14 protein-coding genes are annotated in these 20,425 nt (G+C 38.1%); 9 read left to right on the top strand and 5 right to left on the bottom strand.

What is annotated here, in order from left to right; genetic code table 11:
* Nucleotides 1–46: 46 nt before the first annotated feature.
* Nucleotides 47–856: a hypothetical protein gene (locus BM143_RS01230; protein WP_090022098.1), complete on the bottom strand. Its 810-nt coding sequence runs from the start codon at nt 854–856 to the stop codon at nt 47–49.
* A gap of 308 nt (nt 857–1,164) precedes the next feature.
* Between BM143_RS01230 and BM143_RS01225 the strand changes: the two genes are divergently transcribed.
* Complete coding sequence (locus tag BM143_RS01225; RefSeq protein WP_167375215.1) at nt 1,165–1,710, top strand: DUF2867 domain-containing protein; 546 nt, start codon at nt 1,165–1,167, stop codon at nt 1,708–1,710.
* Nucleotides 1,711–1,714: 4 nt separating this feature from the next.
* Here BM143_RS01225 and BM143_RS01220 read toward each other — a convergent pair whose 3' ends face one another.
* The 4 genes from BM143_RS01220 to BM143_RS01205 all read right to left on the bottom strand — a co-directional run bounded on the left by BM143_RS01220 (nt 1,715) and on the right by BM143_RS01205 (nt 9,346).
* Entirely contained in the window at nt 1,715–2,446 is a 732-nt protein-coding gene (locus BM143_RS01220; RefSeq protein ID WP_090022091.1) for a LytR/AlgR family response regulator transcription factor, read from the bottom strand.
* Nucleotides 2,415–5,351 (bottom strand): sensor histidine kinase, encoded by a 2,937-nt coding sequence (locus BM143_RS01215; RefSeq protein WP_139221958.1) that lies wholly within the window; start codon nt 5,349–5,351, stop codon nt 2,415–2,417. Before BM143_RS01215 ends, BM143_RS01220 begins: the two co-directional genes overlap by 32 nt.
* A 442-nt stretch (nt 5,352–5,793) precedes the next feature.
* The gene (locus tag BM143_RS01210; protein WP_090022086.1) at nt 5,794–6,525 is read right to left on the bottom strand and encodes a LytR/AlgR family response regulator transcription factor; all 732 of its coding nucleotides are present in this window, start codon (nt 6,523–6,525) and stop codon (nt 5,794–5,796) included.
* Entirely contained in the window at nt 6,494–9,346 is a 2,853-nt protein-coding gene (locus BM143_RS01205) for a sensor histidine kinase (RefSeq protein ID WP_139221957.1), read from the bottom strand. The genes BM143_RS01210 and BM143_RS01205 overlap by 32 nt, the downstream gene beginning before the upstream one ends.
* Nucleotides 9,347–9,566: 220 nt before the next feature.
* Between BM143_RS01205 and BM143_RS01200 the strand changes: the two genes are divergently transcribed.
* From BM143_RS01200 to BM143_RS01165, 8 genes are all read left to right on the top strand, one after another.
* On the top strand, nt 9,567–11,450 hold the full coding sequence (locus BM143_RS01200; RefSeq protein WP_090022083.1) for a DNA topoisomerase IV subunit B: 1,884 nt from the start codon (nt 9,567–9,569) through the stop codon (nt 11,448–11,450).
* A 34-nt stretch (nt 11,451–11,484) separates the two neighbouring features.
* Nucleotides 11,485–11,961, top strand: a complete 477-nt coding sequence (locus BM143_RS01195) for a hypothetical protein (RefSeq protein WP_090022080.1) — start codon at nt 11,485–11,487, stop codon at nt 11,959–11,961.
* A 6-nt stretch (nt 11,962–11,967) separates the two neighbouring features.
* Complete coding sequence (locus BM143_RS01190) at nt 11,968–14,556, top strand: DNA gyrase/topoisomerase IV subunit A (RefSeq protein WP_047456388.1); 2,589 nt, start codon at nt 11,968–11,970, stop codon at nt 14,554–14,556.
* Nucleotides 14,557–14,567: 11 nt separating this feature from the next.
* A complete protein-coding gene (locus BM143_RS01185; protein ID WP_090022077.1) occupies nt 14,568–15,221 on the top strand; it encodes a rhomboid family intramembrane serine protease in 654 nt (217 codons plus the stop codon).
* A gap of 6 nt (nt 15,222–15,227) precedes the next feature.
* Complete coding sequence (locus BM143_RS01180; RefSeq protein ID WP_090022074.1) at nt 15,228–17,276, top strand: YCF48-related protein; 2,049 nt, start codon at nt 15,228–15,230, stop codon at nt 17,274–17,276.
* Between the two features lie 21 nt (nt 17,277–17,297).
* Nucleotides 17,298–18,407 (top strand): helix-turn-helix domain-containing protein, encoded by a 1,110-nt coding sequence (locus tag BM143_RS01175; RefSeq protein WP_090022072.1) that lies wholly within the window; start codon nt 17,298–17,300, stop codon nt 18,405–18,407.
* 143 nt (nt 18,408–18,550) lie between these two features.
* Entirely contained in the window at nt 18,551–19,336 is a 786-nt protein-coding gene (locus BM143_RS01170; RefSeq protein ID WP_090022070.1) for an SDR family NAD(P)-dependent oxidoreductase, read from the top strand.
* Nucleotides 19,333–20,325 (top strand): NAD-dependent epimerase/dehydratase family protein, encoded by a 993-nt coding sequence (locus BM143_RS01165; protein ID WP_090022067.1) that lies wholly within the window; start codon nt 19,333–19,335, stop codon nt 20,323–20,325. The genes BM143_RS01170 and BM143_RS01165 overlap by 4 nt, the downstream gene beginning before the upstream one ends.
* Nucleotides 20,326–20,425 lie beyond the last annotated feature (100 nt).

Genomic DNA, 20,425 nt, shown 5'->3' with positions numbered 1-20,425 from the left:
AAAGGCCGCTTCTTTCGAAACAGCCAGCTATTTATTTTGCTTTATGTTAAAACAGGATCATAGATTCCACTCTGTTGTTGACATAGCCAAGGATTCCCCAAAACATCACGGTAGAGCCTCCCCATCCGGAAAGGGAAACTAAATGTTTTCTGAAAAACTTTTTATCATACAGGTGTTCCACCATATAAAGGTGTTGTCTTTTATAACATCCGATTTTATTGTTCCAGTTGTCAAAAAACCAGAAGCCCAGCGTTGGGGTAAATGGGGACATGACATATTTGTTGGAACCATAGGGAATAATATCATCATATACCCGAAGCCATCCCGGACTGAATGCTCCGAAAAAAGTCTGATACTGCTGCTTTTCGAAAGCATAATAGCTGTCGGGCAACTGTTCTCCGGCTTCTGCCATTTGAACTAAACCGTTCACTTCTGCATATTTCTGAATGGTCTCATTGAATGCTTTGGTTTCCCGGAACTTCAGTCCGTTTTGATCGCCATACTGGAGATATCTTTCTTCGGAAGTAAAAGTTCTCACCGTGATAAGGGCGGATTGATCGATTGGGTTTTTCACCAGAGAAGCTACGGGATATTTATCTTCCAGATCAGCAATGACATCAACCTGCTGGCCGTCAGAGAAATATTCGACTCTTATTTTATCAATGTTAATGCCGTCCTGAGCAAATTCTTCCCTGACTCCCGGTGGTGGAGGTGGCAGGTTAGACGGATCTGTTTTGCTTAAAGCTGTTGGCGCAATGCCTGTAGATTCTTCGAGTTGTTCGTTGCTGTCGCGGCATCCTGATAAAAAGAAAAGCCCGGCTGACAATCCTAAAATTGCAATGTTTTTGAGTTTCATATTAGTAAAGTTTTTATGGTTGGTCGTTTTTGGGAAGATGAGAAGGCCCGGAAGCTTTGGTACATCATTCCGTATTTTAGTTTTGAATAAAATTAAGGGGTTTTAAAATTCCCTATTGTGTGAATTGGTAAGTGTTAACAATTTTCTAATAAGTGTATCTGATTGACAGATAAGTGTAATTTTTGAATATGGATTAAATAAATAATCAGGAACTTATTTTAACTTAAAGCTGAGATTGCTCACATCCTTTGTGCTGCAAGCCCCTTACATTTGTGAAAAATAAAACTAAATCTCCTAAAATTATGACCATGAAAATTAAAAAGACTGAGCTACCCGCAAAATCTGTATTGTCCGGAGAAAAATCTTTTTTTGATTATACAGACAGCTTCAGAGGAGATGTGTTGAATGGTGAACGGAATATTAGTACAGCGGATATTGGCAGGGCCTTTTTCACCAGCACACCTCAGTGGGGAAAGAAAATGTTTGATTTCAGGAACAGAATTGTTAAAATATTCGGACTGAAAACCGGAAAAGAGCGAAATGAATCTTTGAGACCGGAAGACCTTCATCTTGAAATAGGAGAGCAGGTCGGGATTTTCACCATATTTGATAAGACAGATCATGAAATTATTCTAGGTGAGAACGATAAACACCTTGATTTCAGAGTTTCCCTTCTTTATGATAAAGCAAAACATAGCACCGAAGCAGATTCTTTAACGATTTCAACCACCGTAAAATACCACAACCGGATGGGAAAATTGTATTTCCTGCCGGTACGCCCTTTTCATCGGCTGATTGTTCCGGTGATGCTGAAAAAAATGATTGCAAAGCTGGAATATCGTTCTGAACCTTAGTTTTTTATTCCAGGTTTTCGATCTTATGTAAGAAATCATTCTTTTTACGCACGGAAACATCCAGAACAGACTGATCGGCCATCACCACCTGGCCGCCTTTCCCTTTGATATATTCTTTAAGGTGAGAAAGATTGATCAGATGCTTGTGATGGATCCTGAAAAAATTATATTTCGAAAGCTGTTCCTCAAATTCATGCAGTGTTTTGGAAACAATGATTTTCGTTTTATCCGTTAAATAAAATGTGGTATAGCTGGAATCTGCTTCACAACGGATGATATCAGTGATGCTGGTCAGTTTGAAACCCTGAAGGGTCGGAAGACTGATCTTGTTTTCATTCAGAGAAATACCAGAAGCGTTTTTAGTCTTTCTAATGCTTTCCAAAACTTTATTGACGGCAATAATGAAATCCATTTTCCTGATGGGCTTCAGTAAATAATCCGCTGCACTGTTTTTGATGGCCTGGATCGCGAAATTTTCAAATGCTGTAATGAAAATAATCTGGGCATCTACCTCCCTGAATTTGGAAAGAAGATCGAAGGCGGTCCCGTCTTTCAACTGTACATCCAGAAAAATAATATCCGGTGTATTTTTAGACAGATAAATATAGGCTTCCTCCACGCTTGATGCCTGAAATGCCGTCTGGATCTCAGGGAATTCATTCTCCAGCAGAAGAGCGATATAGTCTCTTCCATCCTGTTCGTCATCAATGATGCATGCTTGTATTTTGGTTTTCATAAGGCTTTATATATAGTTTAATCTGGGTTCCTGGTCTCTGTTCTTTTTCATAAAGATCATAAATCTCCAATAGGATATGAGTCTCAAAAAGCTGCCGGAATGTTTCAATTCTTTTCTGAGATAATTTAACCCCGAAAGAATCAGCTTTCTTTTGTTTTCCGTTACCAATGCCGATACCGTTGTCTTCAATAACGACACAAAGCGAAGTTCCGTTATGATCAAATGACACCTGAATGTTCCCTTTTCTATCGGTTAATCCCGCAATGCCGTGTTTTATGGCATTTTCTACAAAAGGCTGGATCAGCAGGGAAGGGACAACCCAATTTTCATTGACTTTTTCAGATATTGTGATTGAATAATCAAACAAATCTTTCAGTCTCAGTTTTTCCATATTCAGATACAGGGCAAGATATTCTGCTTCCTCTTTGATTGGCATAAATGTTTTCTCTGAATAATGCAGGGTTTTCCTGATCATTTGGGCAAATATTTCCAGATAATTCTCCGTTTCTCGGTAATCTTTTTTGTACAGAAGAAACTGAATGGAATTGAGGCAATTGTAAATAAAGTGAGGGTTGATTTGTGCCTTAATCGCCTGTAATTCCAGCTCTGCGATTTTCTTTTCGTAATACAGCGTTTCCAGTTTTTTATTTCTTTTTTTCTGAAAATAAACAGTAATAAGAATAAACAGTGCAGCGGCACCCAGAAAGATAATCATAGTCTTGAACCACCAGGTTTGCCAGAATTTGGGAAGAATCTCGAATTGTACTTCAGTAGGAGCATAAGAACGTTTCCCGTTATATCCGATTCCGAACACTTTAAATATATAATTGCCGGGCGGCAGAGAATAGAAAGCGATTTTCTGCGAGCTGCTGGTCTGCCATCCGGTACTGAGCCCTTCAATGGTATATCGGTAGCTTATCTTTCCCTGCGAAGTAAAGTCGGGGAAACTGACATTGAATATGATATCATTTTCAGGAGTTTGCCCAGTTAATGGCTGATGGGTGTCAAAAATTTCTTTTCCTCCCGCCACCACAGAATTAATGATCACTTTCTTGTCAATAAAATTCTTTTGTGTCATCAGATTTTTAATGGAAAGAATTCCCAGACCCTTGGATGTTCCTACAAAGATGGTGTCGCCGGATATCACGCATCCGGCTATCGTATTGGATGGAAGACCATCTGTTTGTGTGAAATTATTAATTTTTACATCATTGCCTTTAAGCTCTATTCTGCTGAGCCCGTAATTGGTACTTGCCCAGAATGTATTTTTATTTTCTATTTCTATTTTTTTGATCTGGCCGTTAGTCAGTCCTGTACTTTCTGTAATTTTTCTGATGATTCTCGTATTGTCAAAAAGGACAATGCCATTCAGATTAGTGGCTCCAACGTACAGATTATTTCTGAGCTTCTTGAGATCTGTGAAATAATATCCTTCCAGAAACAGGGTTTTCTTTTTGGTGACGGTGTTTACTTTGTACAGGTCTTTAAAACTTCCTGCAAACAGGCTGTCACTGGTGTAAGGCAGGGCCGTATAAATTCTTTCCTTACTGAGAACATCTGTGTATTTTCTTGTCTTATAATTGTAGGAAATAAGGCCGTCTGATGTACACAGAAGAATAGATCCCGGTGTATAGGGGACAATATTCTTCAGAACAAAATTGTTTAACAGATGCTTTTCTTTGATTTTTGTATTGTACTGGAAAAGCCTTCTGGTAAGCCCGAATATAACGGTATTTCCTTCCGCGAAAATAGCTTTATGTTCTATTTTAATATTCTTTTCAAAAACAAGGTCAGTAACCTTTCCGTTATGGTAAATACCGCTTTTTGCCTCATTGTATCCCAGATAGATGCCGTGGTTATTTCTGGCAATGACGGTGATGTATGACGAATTATTCTTGATAGGAAGCTGCATGTGGTTTTTAAAGAACCGGTCGGCAATGAAAAAAAGACCATTGTTGCGGGTAGAAAACCAGGTATTGTTGTCCTTATCTATCAGAATATCACTAATGATGTAGTTTTCCATCATTTTTACCGGGTGGGAGAGTTCGCCATCTTCCAGAAGAGACTCTTTAAAGTAAAGAATTCCGCCTTCTTCCAGACATAGCCACAGCCGGTAATTATTGTCTATAATATGTCTGTCTACATTTTGCTGCGCCTTATAGCTTTTAATCTTTTTAAAATAAAATGGTTGTTGCAGTGTATAGATATCAATATTTCTTTTATTTCTGAAAACAAAAATATTCCCCTTTCTAAGGATGAATGTGCTTTTATCGGCAGAAATATTGCAAACTGTTTTCTTTTTAGTGATGATATCATAAGCCATCACTTTTCCTCCATCATGCTGATTGAACAGATAGAAAACATGGTCAGGTATATTAAGACCAAAAGAATAATATTCATCCTTTGGTTTTATGTTGAGATCCACTGGAATCCTGTTTACCTTTCCGTTTTTGTAGAAATAGATCTGGTTAGGATTATAGGGTGAGTATAAATACAGGGCACTACCATCAATATAATAGTCAGGATTGTGGGTGAACTGTATTTTTTTTAGTTCGTTATTCATATCCGAATTGATGACCTTCCCGTTTTTCAGGTAAGCAAAGTCATTCAGGAAAGGAGCCACAAAAACTTCCCCGTTGGATAAAGGAATACAGGATAAAGCTTCTATATTTTTTAAACCCTGTTTATTATTAAAATGCTTAAATTCCTTTCCGTCAAATCGGAACAAACCGTTATCACTTCCTATCCAGAGAAGTCCGGATGTATCCTGACTGAGCGAGTAGGTATATGAATTGTTCAGGCCATCCTCTTCATTATAGTTGACCATTCCGGGAATTTGCGCAAAGAATAATGATGGAGACAGCAAAATGAAAGTCAATGAGAAAAGGATAAATAATTTTTTCACATTACATTGAATAATGATGTAAATATAGAATTTGATTGATAATAATGCAATACATGGCGATGAAAATTATTTAAAATGAATTGATAGGATGTTTTTTTAATATGAATAATGTACGATGTGGAAACAAAAAACAGTAGAAATTCTGTGATTTCTACTGTCAGGTATCATTTGTTGTTTTTTTGTATGGTATTACAGATGCTTTTGCGGTCCGTATAATCTATCTTATTCTTTATCTTACAGGCAGTCTAGGAAATTCGATACATAAACTATTTCTCATTAAAAAAGCTTAATAAGAGCTTAATAACAGACCAATCTGCGCTTCACTTACTCCTGCTGGTCTGTTAGCTTTAAGCTGTGTACTTAAACTGTTTAATCCATAGAGTCATTAAGCTAATAAATTATCATCTGAAATCTAAAACCAATATCTTATCCCGAACTCAAATTAATCTGCGTTTCCTATTTTATGAAGAAAATCATTTTTCCTGCGGAAAGATACATCCAGAACAGATCCGTCACTCATAACAACCTGGCCGCCTCTGCCTTTAATATATTCCTGAAGATGATCTACGTTAATAAGGTGCTTATGGTGTATCCTGAAAAAATTAAGATCAGGAAGGGTCATCTCAAACTCGTGAAGGGTTTTGGATACCATGATTTTGGTCTTATTGGCAAGATAAAAAGTAGTATAGCTGGAATCTGCTTCGCAACGTACTATATCAGCAATACCGATCACTCTGAAGCCCTGAAGGGTAGAAAGAATGATTTTATGATCTTGTAGAGGATTGGTAGATACGGGTTGATTTTTTTTGATATTTTCCAAAGCTTTATTGACGGCTATCACAAAATCAATTTTTTTAATAGGCTTTAAAAGATAATCGGTGGCCCCGTTTTTAATCGCCTGAATCGCAAAATTTTCAAAGGCTGTGATAAAGATCATCTGAGCCGAAATCTCTCTGAATTTGGACAGCAGATCAAAAGCGGTACCATCATTAAGCCGGATGTCTAAAAATAAAATATCCGGTGTGTTTTTCGTAAGATAAATATAGGCTTCTTCTACGCTGGAAGCTTCAAAATTGATCTCAATTTCAGGAAATTCCTTTTTTAATAACAGGGCAATATAATCTCTTCCATGTTTCTCATCGTCAATGATGCAGATTTGTGTTTTGGTTTTCATAGGGACTGATGAATAGTTTAACTTGTGTTCCTTGTTTTTCAGATTTGTCAGACAAATCGTTGATTTCCAAAGTGATGTGGGTTTCAAAAAGCTGTTGAAAGGTTTTGATTCTTTTTTGAGATAATTTTAATCCAAAAGAGTCCGTATGTATGGAAGATTCGTCTTTAGTTTTGATTCCCGTGCCATTATCCTCAATCGTAATGGAGAGGGTGGAATCTGTATGTTCAAAAGATATTTTAACGAAGCCTTTGGTATTTCTCAGGCTGGAAATTCCATGTTTGATCGCATTCTCCACAAAAGGCTGAATTAAGAGGGAAGGAATAGCCCATCTCTTATTTACCTTTTCAGAGATATGGATTTCATAATCAAAAAGTTCGTTTTGGCGAAGCTTTTCCATATCCATATACAGAGAAAGATATTCTACCTCTTCTTCTATTGGCATGAAGGTTTTTTCTGAGTAATGAAGTGTTTTTCGGATCAGCTGTGAAAAGATATCCAGATAGTTTTCTGTTTCCTGATAGTCTTCCTTGAACAGCAGAAACTTGATGGAATTGAGGCAATTATAAATGAAATGTGGATTGATCTGTGCCTTAATGGCCTGTAGTTCCAGCTCCGCAATTTTCTTTTCATGAAAGAACTTTTCTAATTTTTTATTACGCTTTTTCTGCAGCCACGAATTAATAATCAAAGTGACTATCATGATGATAATAATCGCCAAAGCCACCCTGAACCACAAGGTCTGCCAGAATCTGGGTTTAATTTCAAAAGGCAGATCAGACGAAATATAAGACAGCTTTCCATTGTAGCCCAATCCATAAACCCGGAATACATATTTTCCCGGAGGAATGGAATTAAATATAATGGTTGAGGAATTGCTTACCTGCCAGGCATCGTCAAGGCCCTCCACCTTATATTTATAACTTATTTTCCCCTGTGAAGCGTAATCGGGAAAGCTGAGGTTGAAAATAACATTATTATTGGAATGGCCGGTAAGATTCTCACGTAGATCATAATGTTCATTGTTCTCAATAGTTATAGAATTGATAATAACCTTTTTGTGGATCGATTTTTCCTGGGTCAGCAGTTTTTTTATAGAAAAAATTCCGAGGCCTTTAGATGTACCAATGAAAATGGTGTCGTTTCTGATGACACAGCCGGAGACCGCATTCGATGGCAGACCGTCTGTCTGGGTGAGGTTGGTGATTACCGTATTATGATCGTCTGTGAATTCAATTCGGGAGATGCCGGAATTGGTGCTGGCCCAAAACGTATTTTTGTTTTCTACCTCTATTTTTTTTATCTGGTCATTAATTAAACCATTCTTCTTTTCAATTTTCTTTAAAATACCCTTATCGTTGAAAATGATAATTCCGTTCAGGTTGGTTGCCCCCAGATAGACATTCTCTCTTAACTTTTTTAGATCGGTAAAATAATATCCCTTTAAGAACAAAGTCTTTTTTTTACTTTTAATATTGAATTTGTACAGATCACTGAAATTACCCACCCATAAATTTTCTGTATCAAAAGGGAGAACCGTATATACTCGTTCATCAAGAAGGCTGGTGATTTTTCCGGTTTTTAAATGGTAAGTCATTAAGCTGCCGGACGTGCAGAAAAAAACTGAATTCCGGGTGTAAGGAACAATGCTTTTTAAACTATATTGCAGTTTTACACTTTTGTTGTTGGACATATCATGAATGACAATCTTAGCGGCCAGTCCGAAAATAGAGATATTATTGTTAATATAAATAGACTTGTTTTCATCCTTGTTGTTTTCATCAAGCGTAATATCCTGCATTTTCCCATTCTTATAAATAATGGCCCCACGAGAATTATTGTACCCTAAAATAATGTGCTGATCATCTTTAGCGATCGCTTTGATATACTCGGAATTGCTTTTCACCGATAAATTGATGTGATTGGTAAAAAGAGCTTTAGTGATGAAAAAAACACCGCTGTTCCTGGAATTGAACCAGACATTATCATCATTATCTACCAGAACATTATTGATCATATGCTGGTTTAATATTTTTACAGGAGGGTCCAGATTCTTTTTATTTTCTAGCAGTGACTGGTTGAAATACAGAACACCGCCATTCTGAACATTGAGCCAAAGTTTATTATGTTTATCAATAACACCGTAGAAGATGTTCTCTTTTGTATCATAGGAATGGATTTTCTTTATACGAAGCGGATCAGTCCGTTGATAGACCGTAATTTTTCCCTGATGCTGAAATACAAAGAAATCATCCTTTTCGCAGATTATGCTTCCAGGATCTATTCTGATCTCTTTTTCTTTCCGGGTGATCAGGTTGTGAATTAAAATCTGACCGGTAACACTATTATTTAAATATAAATTTTGAGTTCGGAAGTCATATTGTACCGTTGAAAATTCTCTTTTGTTATCATTTAAAAGGATTGGTTTTTTCTTTACTTTTCCATTTTCATAGATGAAAATATTCCGCGGATTCTGGGTGCTGTATAAATAAAGTCTGTTGCCGTCACGCGTTATCTTGGGAATTGAGCCTGAAAACTGGTTTTTCAGATAATCGTTTATATTTAAATTGATCACCCGCCCGTTTTTCAGATAAGCAAAATCGTTCAGGAAAGGAAGTATAAAAACCTCTCCGTTAGGCAAAGGCTCACAGGATATTATGTCGATATTTTTTAATCCTTCGTCTTTTCCATACTGCTTAAAATCTTTTCCGTCAAATCTGAATAATCCGTTGTCGCTGCCTATCCAGATAAAACCATTTTTATCCTGCCGCAAATGATAAGTATATGAGCTATTGAGGCCATCTTCTTCATTATAATTGACCATTCCGGGAATCTGCGCAAAAAATAATGAGGGAAATAGCAAAATGAAATAAAATAAGTAGAAAAGGATTGCTTTTTTCACATGATATTGAATAATATGGTAAATATATAATTTGATTGATAATAATGCAAAGGTTCAGATTGAATATTGAAAAAAATCGAATTGAAAAAATTCGGATAATTTTGTACAATTTCGTACTTTTGTATGTTTGCTGAAATCATATATGTCACAAGAAATAAATCCAATCTACTCCGAAGATAATATCAGAACCCTCGACTGGCAGGAACACATCCGTCTGCGCCCCGGAATGTACATCGGGAAGCTCGGAGACGGCTCCTCTGCCGACGACGGTATTTACATTCTACTGAAAGAAATTCTGGACAACTCCATTGATGAGTTCAGAATGAAATCAGGGAAAAGAATCGAAATAAAAGTGGACGACGGGAAAGTCAGTATCCGTGACTTTGGCCGTGGAATACCGCTGGGAAAGGTGGTAGATGCTGTTTCTAAAATGAATACAGGAGGAAAGTATGACAGCAAAGCTTTCAAGAAATCTGTAGGATTGAATGGGGTAGGTACCAAAGCCGTGAATGCCCTTTCAGAATATTTCCGCGTACGGTCTTTCCGTGAAGGAAAAATGAAGATGGCGGAATTCTCCAGAGGACTGATTACCGAAAACCACGAAGAAAAAGATACTTCAGACCGCAATGGTACAGAGATTTCCTTTGTTCCGGATGATGAAATCTTCCTTCATTTCAAATACAGAAAAGAATACATAGAAAAGATGCTGCGTAACTACGCATATCTGAATCCCGGCCTGAAAATAATGTTCAACGGGGAAACCTATTATTCTGAAAACGGATTGAAAGACCTTTTGGAAGAAGAGATGGAAAACGAAATTCTGTACTCCATCATTCACCTGAAAGATACGGATATAGAATTAGCGATCACGCATTCAGACAAATCGCAGACGGAAACATACTTCTCTTTCGTAAACGGACAGAATACCACACAGGGAGGAACACATCTAAATGCTTTCCGTGAGGCATATGTAAAAACCATCCGCGAATTTTTCAATAAAAACTTTGATGCTTCAGACATCAGAAAATCAATTATAGCGGCTATTTCCATCAATGTGGAAGAACCCGTATTTGAATCCCAGACCAAAACAAAACTGGGATCTAATGATATGGGCCCGAACGGACCAACCGTAAGAACCTTCATCATTGACTTCCTGAAAAGCAAGCTGGATAATTTCCTTCACAAAAACCCTGAGATTGCAGAAGCTATCCAGAGAAAGATCCTGATCTCCGAAAGAGAGCGAAAAGAACTTTCCGGAATCCAGAAGCTGGCAAGGGAAAGGGCTAAAAAGGTATCGCTGCACAACAAAAAACTGCGTGACTGCAGACAACATTATAACGACCAGAAAAACGAAAGAAAAGGGGAAACCCAGATCTTCATTACCGAGGGAGATTCTGCATCAGGATCTATCACCAAGTCCAGGGACGTAGAAACTCAGGCTGTATTTTCACTGAAAGGAAAACCGCTGAACTGCTACGGACTGACGAAAAAAGTAGTGTACGAGAATGAAGAGTTCAATCTTCTTCAGGCTGCTTTGAATATCGAAGAAAGCCTGGAAGATCTGAGATACAATCAGGTGATTATATCCACCGATGCCGATGTGGATGGGATGCACATCCGTCTTCTGATGATTACGTTCTTCCTTCAGTTTTTCCCGGATCTGATCAAGAACGGTCACCTTTATATCCTTCAGACCCCATTGTTCAGGGTAAGAAATAAAAAAGAAACAAGATACTGCTACAGCGAAGTAGAAAGGATCAAAGCGCTGAATGAACTTGGGAAAAACCCTGAGATCACCCGATTCAAGGGACTTGGAGAGATCTCTCCGGATGAGTTTAAACACTTCATCGGAAAAGATATCCGTCTGGAGCCTGTTGTAATCGGTAAAGATCAGACGATTGATCAGCTGCTGGAATTCTATATGGGTAAAAATACCCCGGACAGACAAGTATTTATCCTTGAAAACCTTGTGGTGGAAGATGCAGATATTGAGAAGAAGGAAATATTGGATGAGGCCGCAGGTTAAAAAAAAACTAAACTAATCACATAAAACACCAAACATGAGACTTAGCAACCGCAACAAAGCTTCAATTTACAATTTTGTACATACGCTGCTTCTGATGATGGTCATATTTGGGATAGCCGTATTTTTACTCAATGAGTACAGATTTCATGCTGTAGGAAAAGAAAGTTATATTATTCTTATTCTTCCGATCCTGCTGCTGGTGATTTTTCACCTGAACGGCAGACAGATCTTTGAATACGACAGTGACGGAGAAGCGCTGAACTTTAAAAACAGGAACATTATTCCTTTTTTAGACAGACCGCTTCATGATGAATTTCCGAAGTATAAACTGATGAAATATGAGGTTGTTAATGTATTCTTTATCAAAAGATTATATATTACAATTTCAAGTAAGAATAGCGGTTCTACTATCCTCAAATATGAAATATCTTATCTGAGCCAAAAAGAAGTAAACGATTTAAAACTCTCTCTGAATAAAGTAGTGAAAGCTAATGAAGAGAAAAATGATTAAAAATAAATGACGACAGAAGAAAACTCGCACGAAGGTGAGAGCTTGAAAAAAGTCTCAGGACTTTATAAAGACTGGTTTCTGGACTATGCTTCCTATGTAATTCTGGATAGAGCGATTCCTTCCGTCTATGATGGGCTAAAACCCGTTCAGAGAAGGATCATGCACTCTATGCGGGAACTGGAAGACGGCCGTTACAATAAAGTAGCCAATATCGTAGGGAATACCATGAAGTATCACCCTCACGGAGATGCTTCCATTACCGATGCCATGGTACAGATCGGGCAGAAAGAACTCTTGATAGATACTCAGGGAAACTGGGGAAATATCTATACCGGAGACTCTGCAGCAGCGGCAAGATATATTGAAGCCAGGCTGACCCCTTTCGCACTGGAGGTGGTCTTCAATCCGAAAACCACGGAATGGGCGAAATCCTATGACGGCAGAAATAACGAACCCATTGATCTTCCCGTTAAATTTCCTTTGCTTCTGGCACAGGGAGTAGAGGGAATCGGGGTAGGACTTTCCACGAAAATCCTACCGCATAACTTCAATGAACTGATCAATGCTTCTGTTGCCCATTTGAAAGGAAAGAAATTTGAACTCTTTCCGGATTTTATGACGGCAGGTTATCTGGATGTTTCAGAATATAATGACGGCCACAGGGGAGGAAAAGTAAGAGCGAGAGCAAGAATTACCCACACCGACAAACATATGCTGGTGATTTCTGAACTTCCTTTCTCAAAAACAACGAGCGACCTGATTGATTCTATCCTGAAGGCCAACGAAAAAGGAAAGATCAAGATCAAAAAGATTGAAGATAATACTTCAGATACCGTAGAGATCCTGATTCATCTTCATAATGATGTATCACCGGATAAAACCATTGATGCACTGTATGCCTTTACAGACTGTCAGGTAACGATTTCTCCGAATGCCTGCGTTATTGTAGGCGATAAGCCGATGTTTATGAATGTTTCAGACATTCTGAAAATGAATACGGAGCACACAGTTTCTTTACTTAAAAAAGAACTGGAAATCGAGCTTCATGAACTTCAGGAAAGCTGGCATTTTTCTTCACTGGAAAGAATCTTCATCGAGAACAGGATCTATCACGATATTGAAGAAGTTAAGACCTGGGAAGATGTTATCAAAACTATTGATAAAGGATTGAAACCTCATACCAAGCATCTTTTAAGAGCGGTAACAGAGGAAGATATTTTAAAACTGACGGAGATCAGGATCAAGAGAATTTCAAGATTCGATTTAGATAAATTTAAAGAAAATATAGCCGCACTAGAAGGCAAAATAGAGCAGGTAAAATACAATCTTGCCAATCTGATTGCGTACGCGATTGATTATTATTTAAATATTCAGAAGAAATACGGAAAAGACAGACAGAGAAAGACGGAGCTTAGAATCTTTGACACCATTGATGCCACTAAAGTAGCGGTAGCCAATGAAAAGTTCTATGCCAATTTCGAGGAAGGCTTTATCGGAACATCGCTGAAAAAAGATCAGTATCTGTTCGACTGTTCGGATATTGATGATATCATTATATTCAGAAAAGACGGAACTATGAAGGTGGTGAAGGTGGATGCGAAAATATTCGTCGGAAAAGACCTTCTGAGCGTTGCCATATGGAAGAAAAACGATAAAAGAACGGTTTACAATATGATCTACCGTGAAGGCACCGCCGGACCTTATTATATGAAACGTTTCTCCGTAACGGCAGTAACCCGAAACACAGATTATCCGCTGGCCTCCGATAAAAAAGGCTCGGAAGTGCTGTATTTCTCTGCCAATCCTAATGGTGAGGCAGAAACAGTAACCGTGTTGTTGAAACCCAATCCGAGGATCAGGAAAAACAAAATGGAAATCGATTTCTCCGATCTTGCGATTAAAGGAAGAGATTCCAAAGGAAACCTGGTAACTAAATATTCGGTGAAAAAGGTGGATATGAAAGAGGAAGGCGTTTCTACGCTGGCTCCAAGAAGAATCTGGTTCGATGATACCGTGCGAAGACTGAATGCAGATGCAAGAGGAACTCTTTTAGGTAGTTTCAAAGGAGACGACAGAATTCTGACCATCAATACAAACGGTGAAGTGAAGCTCGTTTCTTTCGATCTTGGAAACCGTTTTGATGATGAATACTTAGTTCTTGAAAAATGGAAGCCGCAACAGCCGGTGACCTGCATCTATTACGACGGTGAAAAAGATATGTATTTCATCAAGAGATTCCTGCTTGAAAATACTGTGAATCTGCAGACTTTCATGCCTTCGGAGCACCCGAAATCATTCATCGAAAATGTAATCGTAGCAAACGGAGCGTCGGCAGAAATTATTTTTGCTAAAGATAAAGGCAAAGATCGCGATGCTGAAATGATCCATCTTGATGAATTTATTACCGTAAAAGGAATCAAGGCCATCGGAAACCAGTTTACTAAATTTAAAGTAAAAACCATTAATATTACGATTCCGGAACCTGTAGAAGAGGAGCCGGAAGTATATGAAGAGCCGGAAACGGGAGACGGTATTGTGGATGACGACCGTACTGTAATCGGGGATCTGTTTGAAAGCGGTGAACCAGAAAATTAAGCATTAAACTTATGAATATTCTAATCGTATTTATCATCATTACGGCCATTATCAGTTTTGTTGCCTTCAACAATCCAGGTATTACCGAGAAATATAAATTCAGTGTGGGACCTATTCTGCACAGGAAAGAGTACATCCGTCTTATTTCATCAGGGTTTCTGCATGCGGACATCATGCACCTGGTATTTAATATGATGACGCTGTATTTCTTTGGACCTATTGTTATTCAGGCTTTCGGAAACATCGGTTTCGCGATTGTCTATCTGGGCTCTATATTGCTGGGGAACTTTCTTTCGCTGTACATTTATCAGAAACAGCCTTGGTATTCTGCGGTAGGAGCGAGTGGAGGGGTTTCAGGGATATTATTTGCTTCCATAGCCATGATTCCTGATATCGGAATCTATATTTTCTTTATTCCCATTCCGATTAAAGGATATATTTTCGGGCTGCTGTATTTCGGATATTCCGTATACATGATGATGAATCCCAGACAGCAGGATAATATCGGTCATGCGGCACACCTTGGAGGCGCATTCTTCGGATTGGTTTATGCTGTAGCTGTAGCTCCGGATACGGCAATGCATAATGCTCTTTATCTGGGAATTATGTCGTTGCCATTGATCTATCTGGGCTACGAAATTTTTGTAAGGAAGAGAATCAATTAATTTGTTATGAAGAAAACGATATACGTATTTTCACTGTTAGTCAGTAACTATTTTTTATCACAAAATAATTTTACATTAATCACTCCAAAACCATCGGATTCAAAAGCCAATAAAGTTGTTTTTTCGAATACCAATACAGGATTCATTATCAATGGTAAAAGAGAATTATTATATACAACGGATCAGGGAGTTAACTGGACTGTCAAGGAAACGCTTAACTTTCTTCCCCGGGATATAAAATTTAGAAATAATGTAGGTTTTATTGTAGGAGACAACACTATTCTTCGTTCCGATGATTACGGAATGACATGGAACAAGGTCAATGTTTTTGGGTCATTATTAAACTCCATCAACTTTATCAATGATGATGTGGTGTATATTTCGGGACAGACACAGATCTTAAAATCATCTGACAAGGGCCTTTCCTTTCCTGTTGATACCACCATGTATAGCATGTCTGCAATGATTACCGTTTTTACAGACGCCAATTCAGCTCATGTTGCCACCTATGACGGAAGAATTCGAAAAACGGTTGACGGAGGGAATACCTGGGTGACTACTGTTTCTGATTCAAGCTCAAGCAATAATTTTTATTCACTTGTTTTCCCTTCTCAAAATGTAGGATATGCGAATAAAGGTTTTGGAGATATGCTTAAAACGATTGACGGGGGCCTGACCTGGACAACCTTAAACTACAATGTATACAATAAGGAAACATATGGTATGCAGTTTTTTGATGAAAACAACGGCTATACGGTAGGAAAAGACGGAGCAGTTTATAAAACAGCAAACGGAGGAGCTTCCTGGCAATGGATCAGCCCCAATTCCATATACAGTTCAGACAATGAGTATAATTTGAACGGGTTGTATTTTTTTGACAGTCAAAAAGCAATTTGTGTTGGAAATAACGGAAGAATCATTAAAACGGTAAATGGAGGCACCAATTGGACCAATTACTCGCCAACATATGACATTATCAATGAACTTCATTTTGTAAATCCTACCCATGCCTATTTTAAAACCAATATGGAGGAGTTTTTCAAAACATCGGATGCCGGAAACTCCTGGCAGAAAGTTCAGTATCCTCCTCATGAATCATACAGCAATGGTTTTAGATTCGTGAATGAAAACACAGGATATTCTATCGGTGCCAATCAGGGACAGGTTTATAAAACGGTAAATGGCGGTATGAGTTGGACTCAAAGTACGGTTATTCAGTATGAACCTTTGTATTCAGTGAGTTTTCTTTCTGAAAATGTAGGTTTTGTGAGCGGCGGATATGACACTCCGAATAAAGGGATTTACAAAACCGTGGATGGAGCCAATAGCTGGCAAAAGATTTCAGATCAAAGATTTTCATCGCTGAAATTCTTCAACAACAATGTTGGCTATGGCGTGCTGACCAGCTCGTATGGGAAATTATACAAAACCGTAGACGGTGGTATAACCTGGAACATCTGTTTTAATGGAGGGTCGTCTAATATTTATTATGATTTATTAAATGAAAACCAGATCTTTTTAAAAGGAGATAACGGAGATTTCTTCAAATCCAGTGATGGAGGAGCGACCTGGGCACAATCTCAGGCCCCTTTTTATTCTTTCGATAAAATAAAATTTGCAGATCAGAATGTAGGATATATCGCTGATCAGGAAAGAGTGTACAGAACAATTGATGGTGGTACGACCTGGACTTTAATTCTGAATAATAACTACGATTTTGATATCAAGACACTGGAAATCGGAGGTGATTACTTATATTTGTCTGGTAATGGAGGACGGGTTTATAAGTATTCTTTAGCATTTCTTTCCGCAAGTGAAGCACCTGTGAATCATGATATGGCTAAGGTATATCCTAACCCTGCCACAAATGATGTGAATGTAAGTGCAAAGAAAAAAATTACGGAGATAAGATTAATTGATATATCCGGTAAGGTAATGAAGACTGTAAAAAACGCTTCACAGATTAATATTTCTGAGTATCATTCGGGAATGTACTTTTTAGAAATAATGTATGGTGACCAAACAAAACAGGTGACCAAGATTATTAAAAAATAAAATTTTAAAACCTCAAAACCAATGAACACGTCAGAATTAAACCGCTTCATCGTTGTATTAATCTATGGTTCATTGGTTTTGCTTTCTTTACTGAAACTGTCCAATCCTTTGAGGGTTAACAGGAAAGCCAATTTCTGGTTCGGGATTTTTCTTTTTCTGTGGTCAAGTTTCTGGCTGGATGAAGTCCTGACGCTTGTTACAGACTCCCAGGTAGAGGTTCATTCTATTATTTCTGTGCAGATTATTCAGTTTCTGACGCCGATCATGTTTTATTTCAGTGTATTATTTTATACCAATCCTTCCTTTAAATTTAAAATTACAGATCTTAAATACCTGATTCTGCCCGTTATCTTTTGGATCAATATTCTGTTACAGCGTTTCGGGGGATTTAAGGATAATACTGTTTTTAATGTTGTCTTTATCGGGTTAATTCTTTTCCAGGCCTTATTCTATACCGGTCTTTCCTACTTCACCATCCGGAAACACAAGAAAAGAATCCAGCAGTTTTCTGCCAATACGGAAGGAATTAATCTGAACTGGCTGGAATACATCACGATTATTATTTTTATTATCAATATTGCCTACGTAGTTTATAATCTATCCTACGATTCTACGGCATTAAATTTCTTCATTAACGGAGCTTTCCTCCTGGTTATTTATTTTGTGGGATATTATTCTTTAAAACAGAAAGAAATTTATCCTTTGGAGGAAAAACAGCGTGAGGAACTTATATCCATTGATGAAGATCCGGACACGGAAGAGGTGAAAAAGAAACTGATTTCCGATGAAGAACTCCTGAAGATTAAGAACCAGCTGGAAGAAATCATGGGCAGACAAAAACCGTATCTTGAAAGCGAACTCAACCTGATCCGTCTTTCTGAACTCCTGTCTATTTCTACTCATCATTTGTCTTATGTGATCAATACCGGGTTTAAAAAAAATTTTTTTCAGTATGTGAATGAATACAGGATTGAGTATGCTAAAAAACTTCTTAAAGACAGCCAGAGCAAACTTTCGATTCTGGGCATCGCTTACGAATCCGGGTTCAATTCCAAAACTTCTTTCAACACCACGTTTAAAAAACTGACCGATCAGACGCCTTCCGAGTATAAAAATGGTTCGGGTTTATAAATTTTAACGTCCTGATTTAAATAACTACTTGTTTTTCATTTAGTTGTGTAGTCTTGTTTCTAAAATTAAAAATAGGTTCGCTCAGATAATCCTGAACATTGAAGGACTCATTTCAAGATAGCTTTGTACCATAAAATTGTTTTATGAACACCAAAGAATCATATGCTGTAGTGACGGGAGCAAGTCAGGGACTGGGAAAAGCATTTGCCGAAAACCTGGCCAGTAAAAATATCAATGTCGTTCTGGTCAGTCTTCCGGGGCAGCATTTAAAAGAACTGGCTCAACGGTTGGAGGAAAACTACCCCATTAAAGCCCATTATTATGAAGTAGACCTTTCCGTGAATGAAAATGTCATGAAACTTACAGAATGGCTGAACAAGTCTTTTGAAATTCATGTTCTGATCAATAATGCGGGACTTGGCGGGACGAAGAAATTTGTAGATGCATCGCCATCTTACATCAACACGATTTTGCAGGTGAATGTAGCCGCCACTTCACTGATTACACACCAGCTGTTACCCAATCTATTGAGACAGCCGAAAGCCTATATTTTAAATGTATCCAGCATGGCTGCTTTTTCTCCGATAGGTTTTAAAACAGTCTATCCCGCTTCCAAAACCTTTATCCATTCATTCTCAAGAGGACTGCATGAGGAGTTGAAAGACACCAATGTTTTTGTAAGCGTTGTAAATCCCGGTGCGATGAAAACGAATATCGACGTCTGTAAAAGAATAGAAAAGCAGGGTATTTTAGGAAAACTTACCTTACTTGATCCTAATAAAGTGGCAGCTTACTGTATCAGACAACTTTTCAAAAAAGATTCCGTTATTATGGTGAATCCCATAAGCTGGCTGATCATGAAGATACTGCCGATATGGATCAAGCTGCCTCTGATGACCAGTGCCATAAAAAAAGAAATTGAAGCATGAAAAAAGTTTTCGTGACCGGAGCCACAGGGCTTCTGGGTGCCAATACCGTTATTAAATTACTACGATATGATTATACTGTTACTGCTCTGGTGCGCAAAAAAAGCAGCTGGATGGGCGAAGAAAATGAAAATCTCAGACTCATAGAAGGAGACCTGTTCTCAGATATTTCAGAATATCTGCAGGATGTGGATGCTGTGATTCATATAGCTGCAGAAACCAGCCAGGATCTGCTGCATTATGAAGATTATAAAAAGACGAATTACGATGCTGCGGTTCATCTGTTTGCGCAGGCTGCGGCGGCTGGAGCGGAGAAATTTCTCTTCGTGAGTACAGCCAATACGTTGGGATATGGGAGTTCTGCCGTCTGGGGAAGTGAAAAAGCACCTCAGATTTATCCTTTTACCCATTCTTATTACGCTCAAAGCAAACTGGAGACAGAGAATTATCTTCTTCAGCAAAACAGGGGGACAAAGGTGGTTATTGTAAACCCAACTTTTATGATTGGCGCCTATGACCGTAAGCCAAGTTCTGGGAAAATCATTTTTTGGACCTGGAAAAAGAAGTTGGTTTTCTACCCAAAAGGCGGGAAAAACTTTGTCCATGCCGAAGATGCAGCCGAAGGAATTATCAAAGCAGTTGAAAAAGGAAAAAACGGTGAAAAATACCTGCTGGCCAATGAAAACCTGACGTATAAAGAGTTTTTCGGAAAAATAAATACGATTACAGGACAGGCTCCCCTCATGATTCCAATTCCGGATGCCGGACTGGCGATGCTGGGAATGATCGGGGACTTTCTGAGAAAGCTGAAGATAAAAACCAGCCTGAGTTCTCCCAATATGAAAGCTTTAAGAATCAATAATTTCTATTCAAACCGGAAATCTTCGGAAGAACTGGGAGTCCGGTATCAGTCCGTTGATAAAGCCGTTGAAGATGCAATCCGTTTTTTTGAAAGGAAAAATAACGAAGTTAAGGTAGAGCGCCAGATATAAAACTATAGTGTAGACAGTCTGGAATGTTAATCTTTACATCATAAATAATTTCAAAAATTTATTTGTGAAAAACATCTGTGAAAATCTGTGTCATCTGTGG

It is taken from the genome of Chryseobacterium oleae, from assembly GCF_900115055.1.
In the GTDB taxonomy this organism is placed as follows: Bacteria; Bacteroidota; Bacteroidia; order Flavobacteriales; family Weeksellaceae; genus Chryseobacterium; species Chryseobacterium oleae.
Note: the sequence above shows the minus strand (reverse complement) of the source record. Positions and strands in the feature narration are given on the sequence as shown.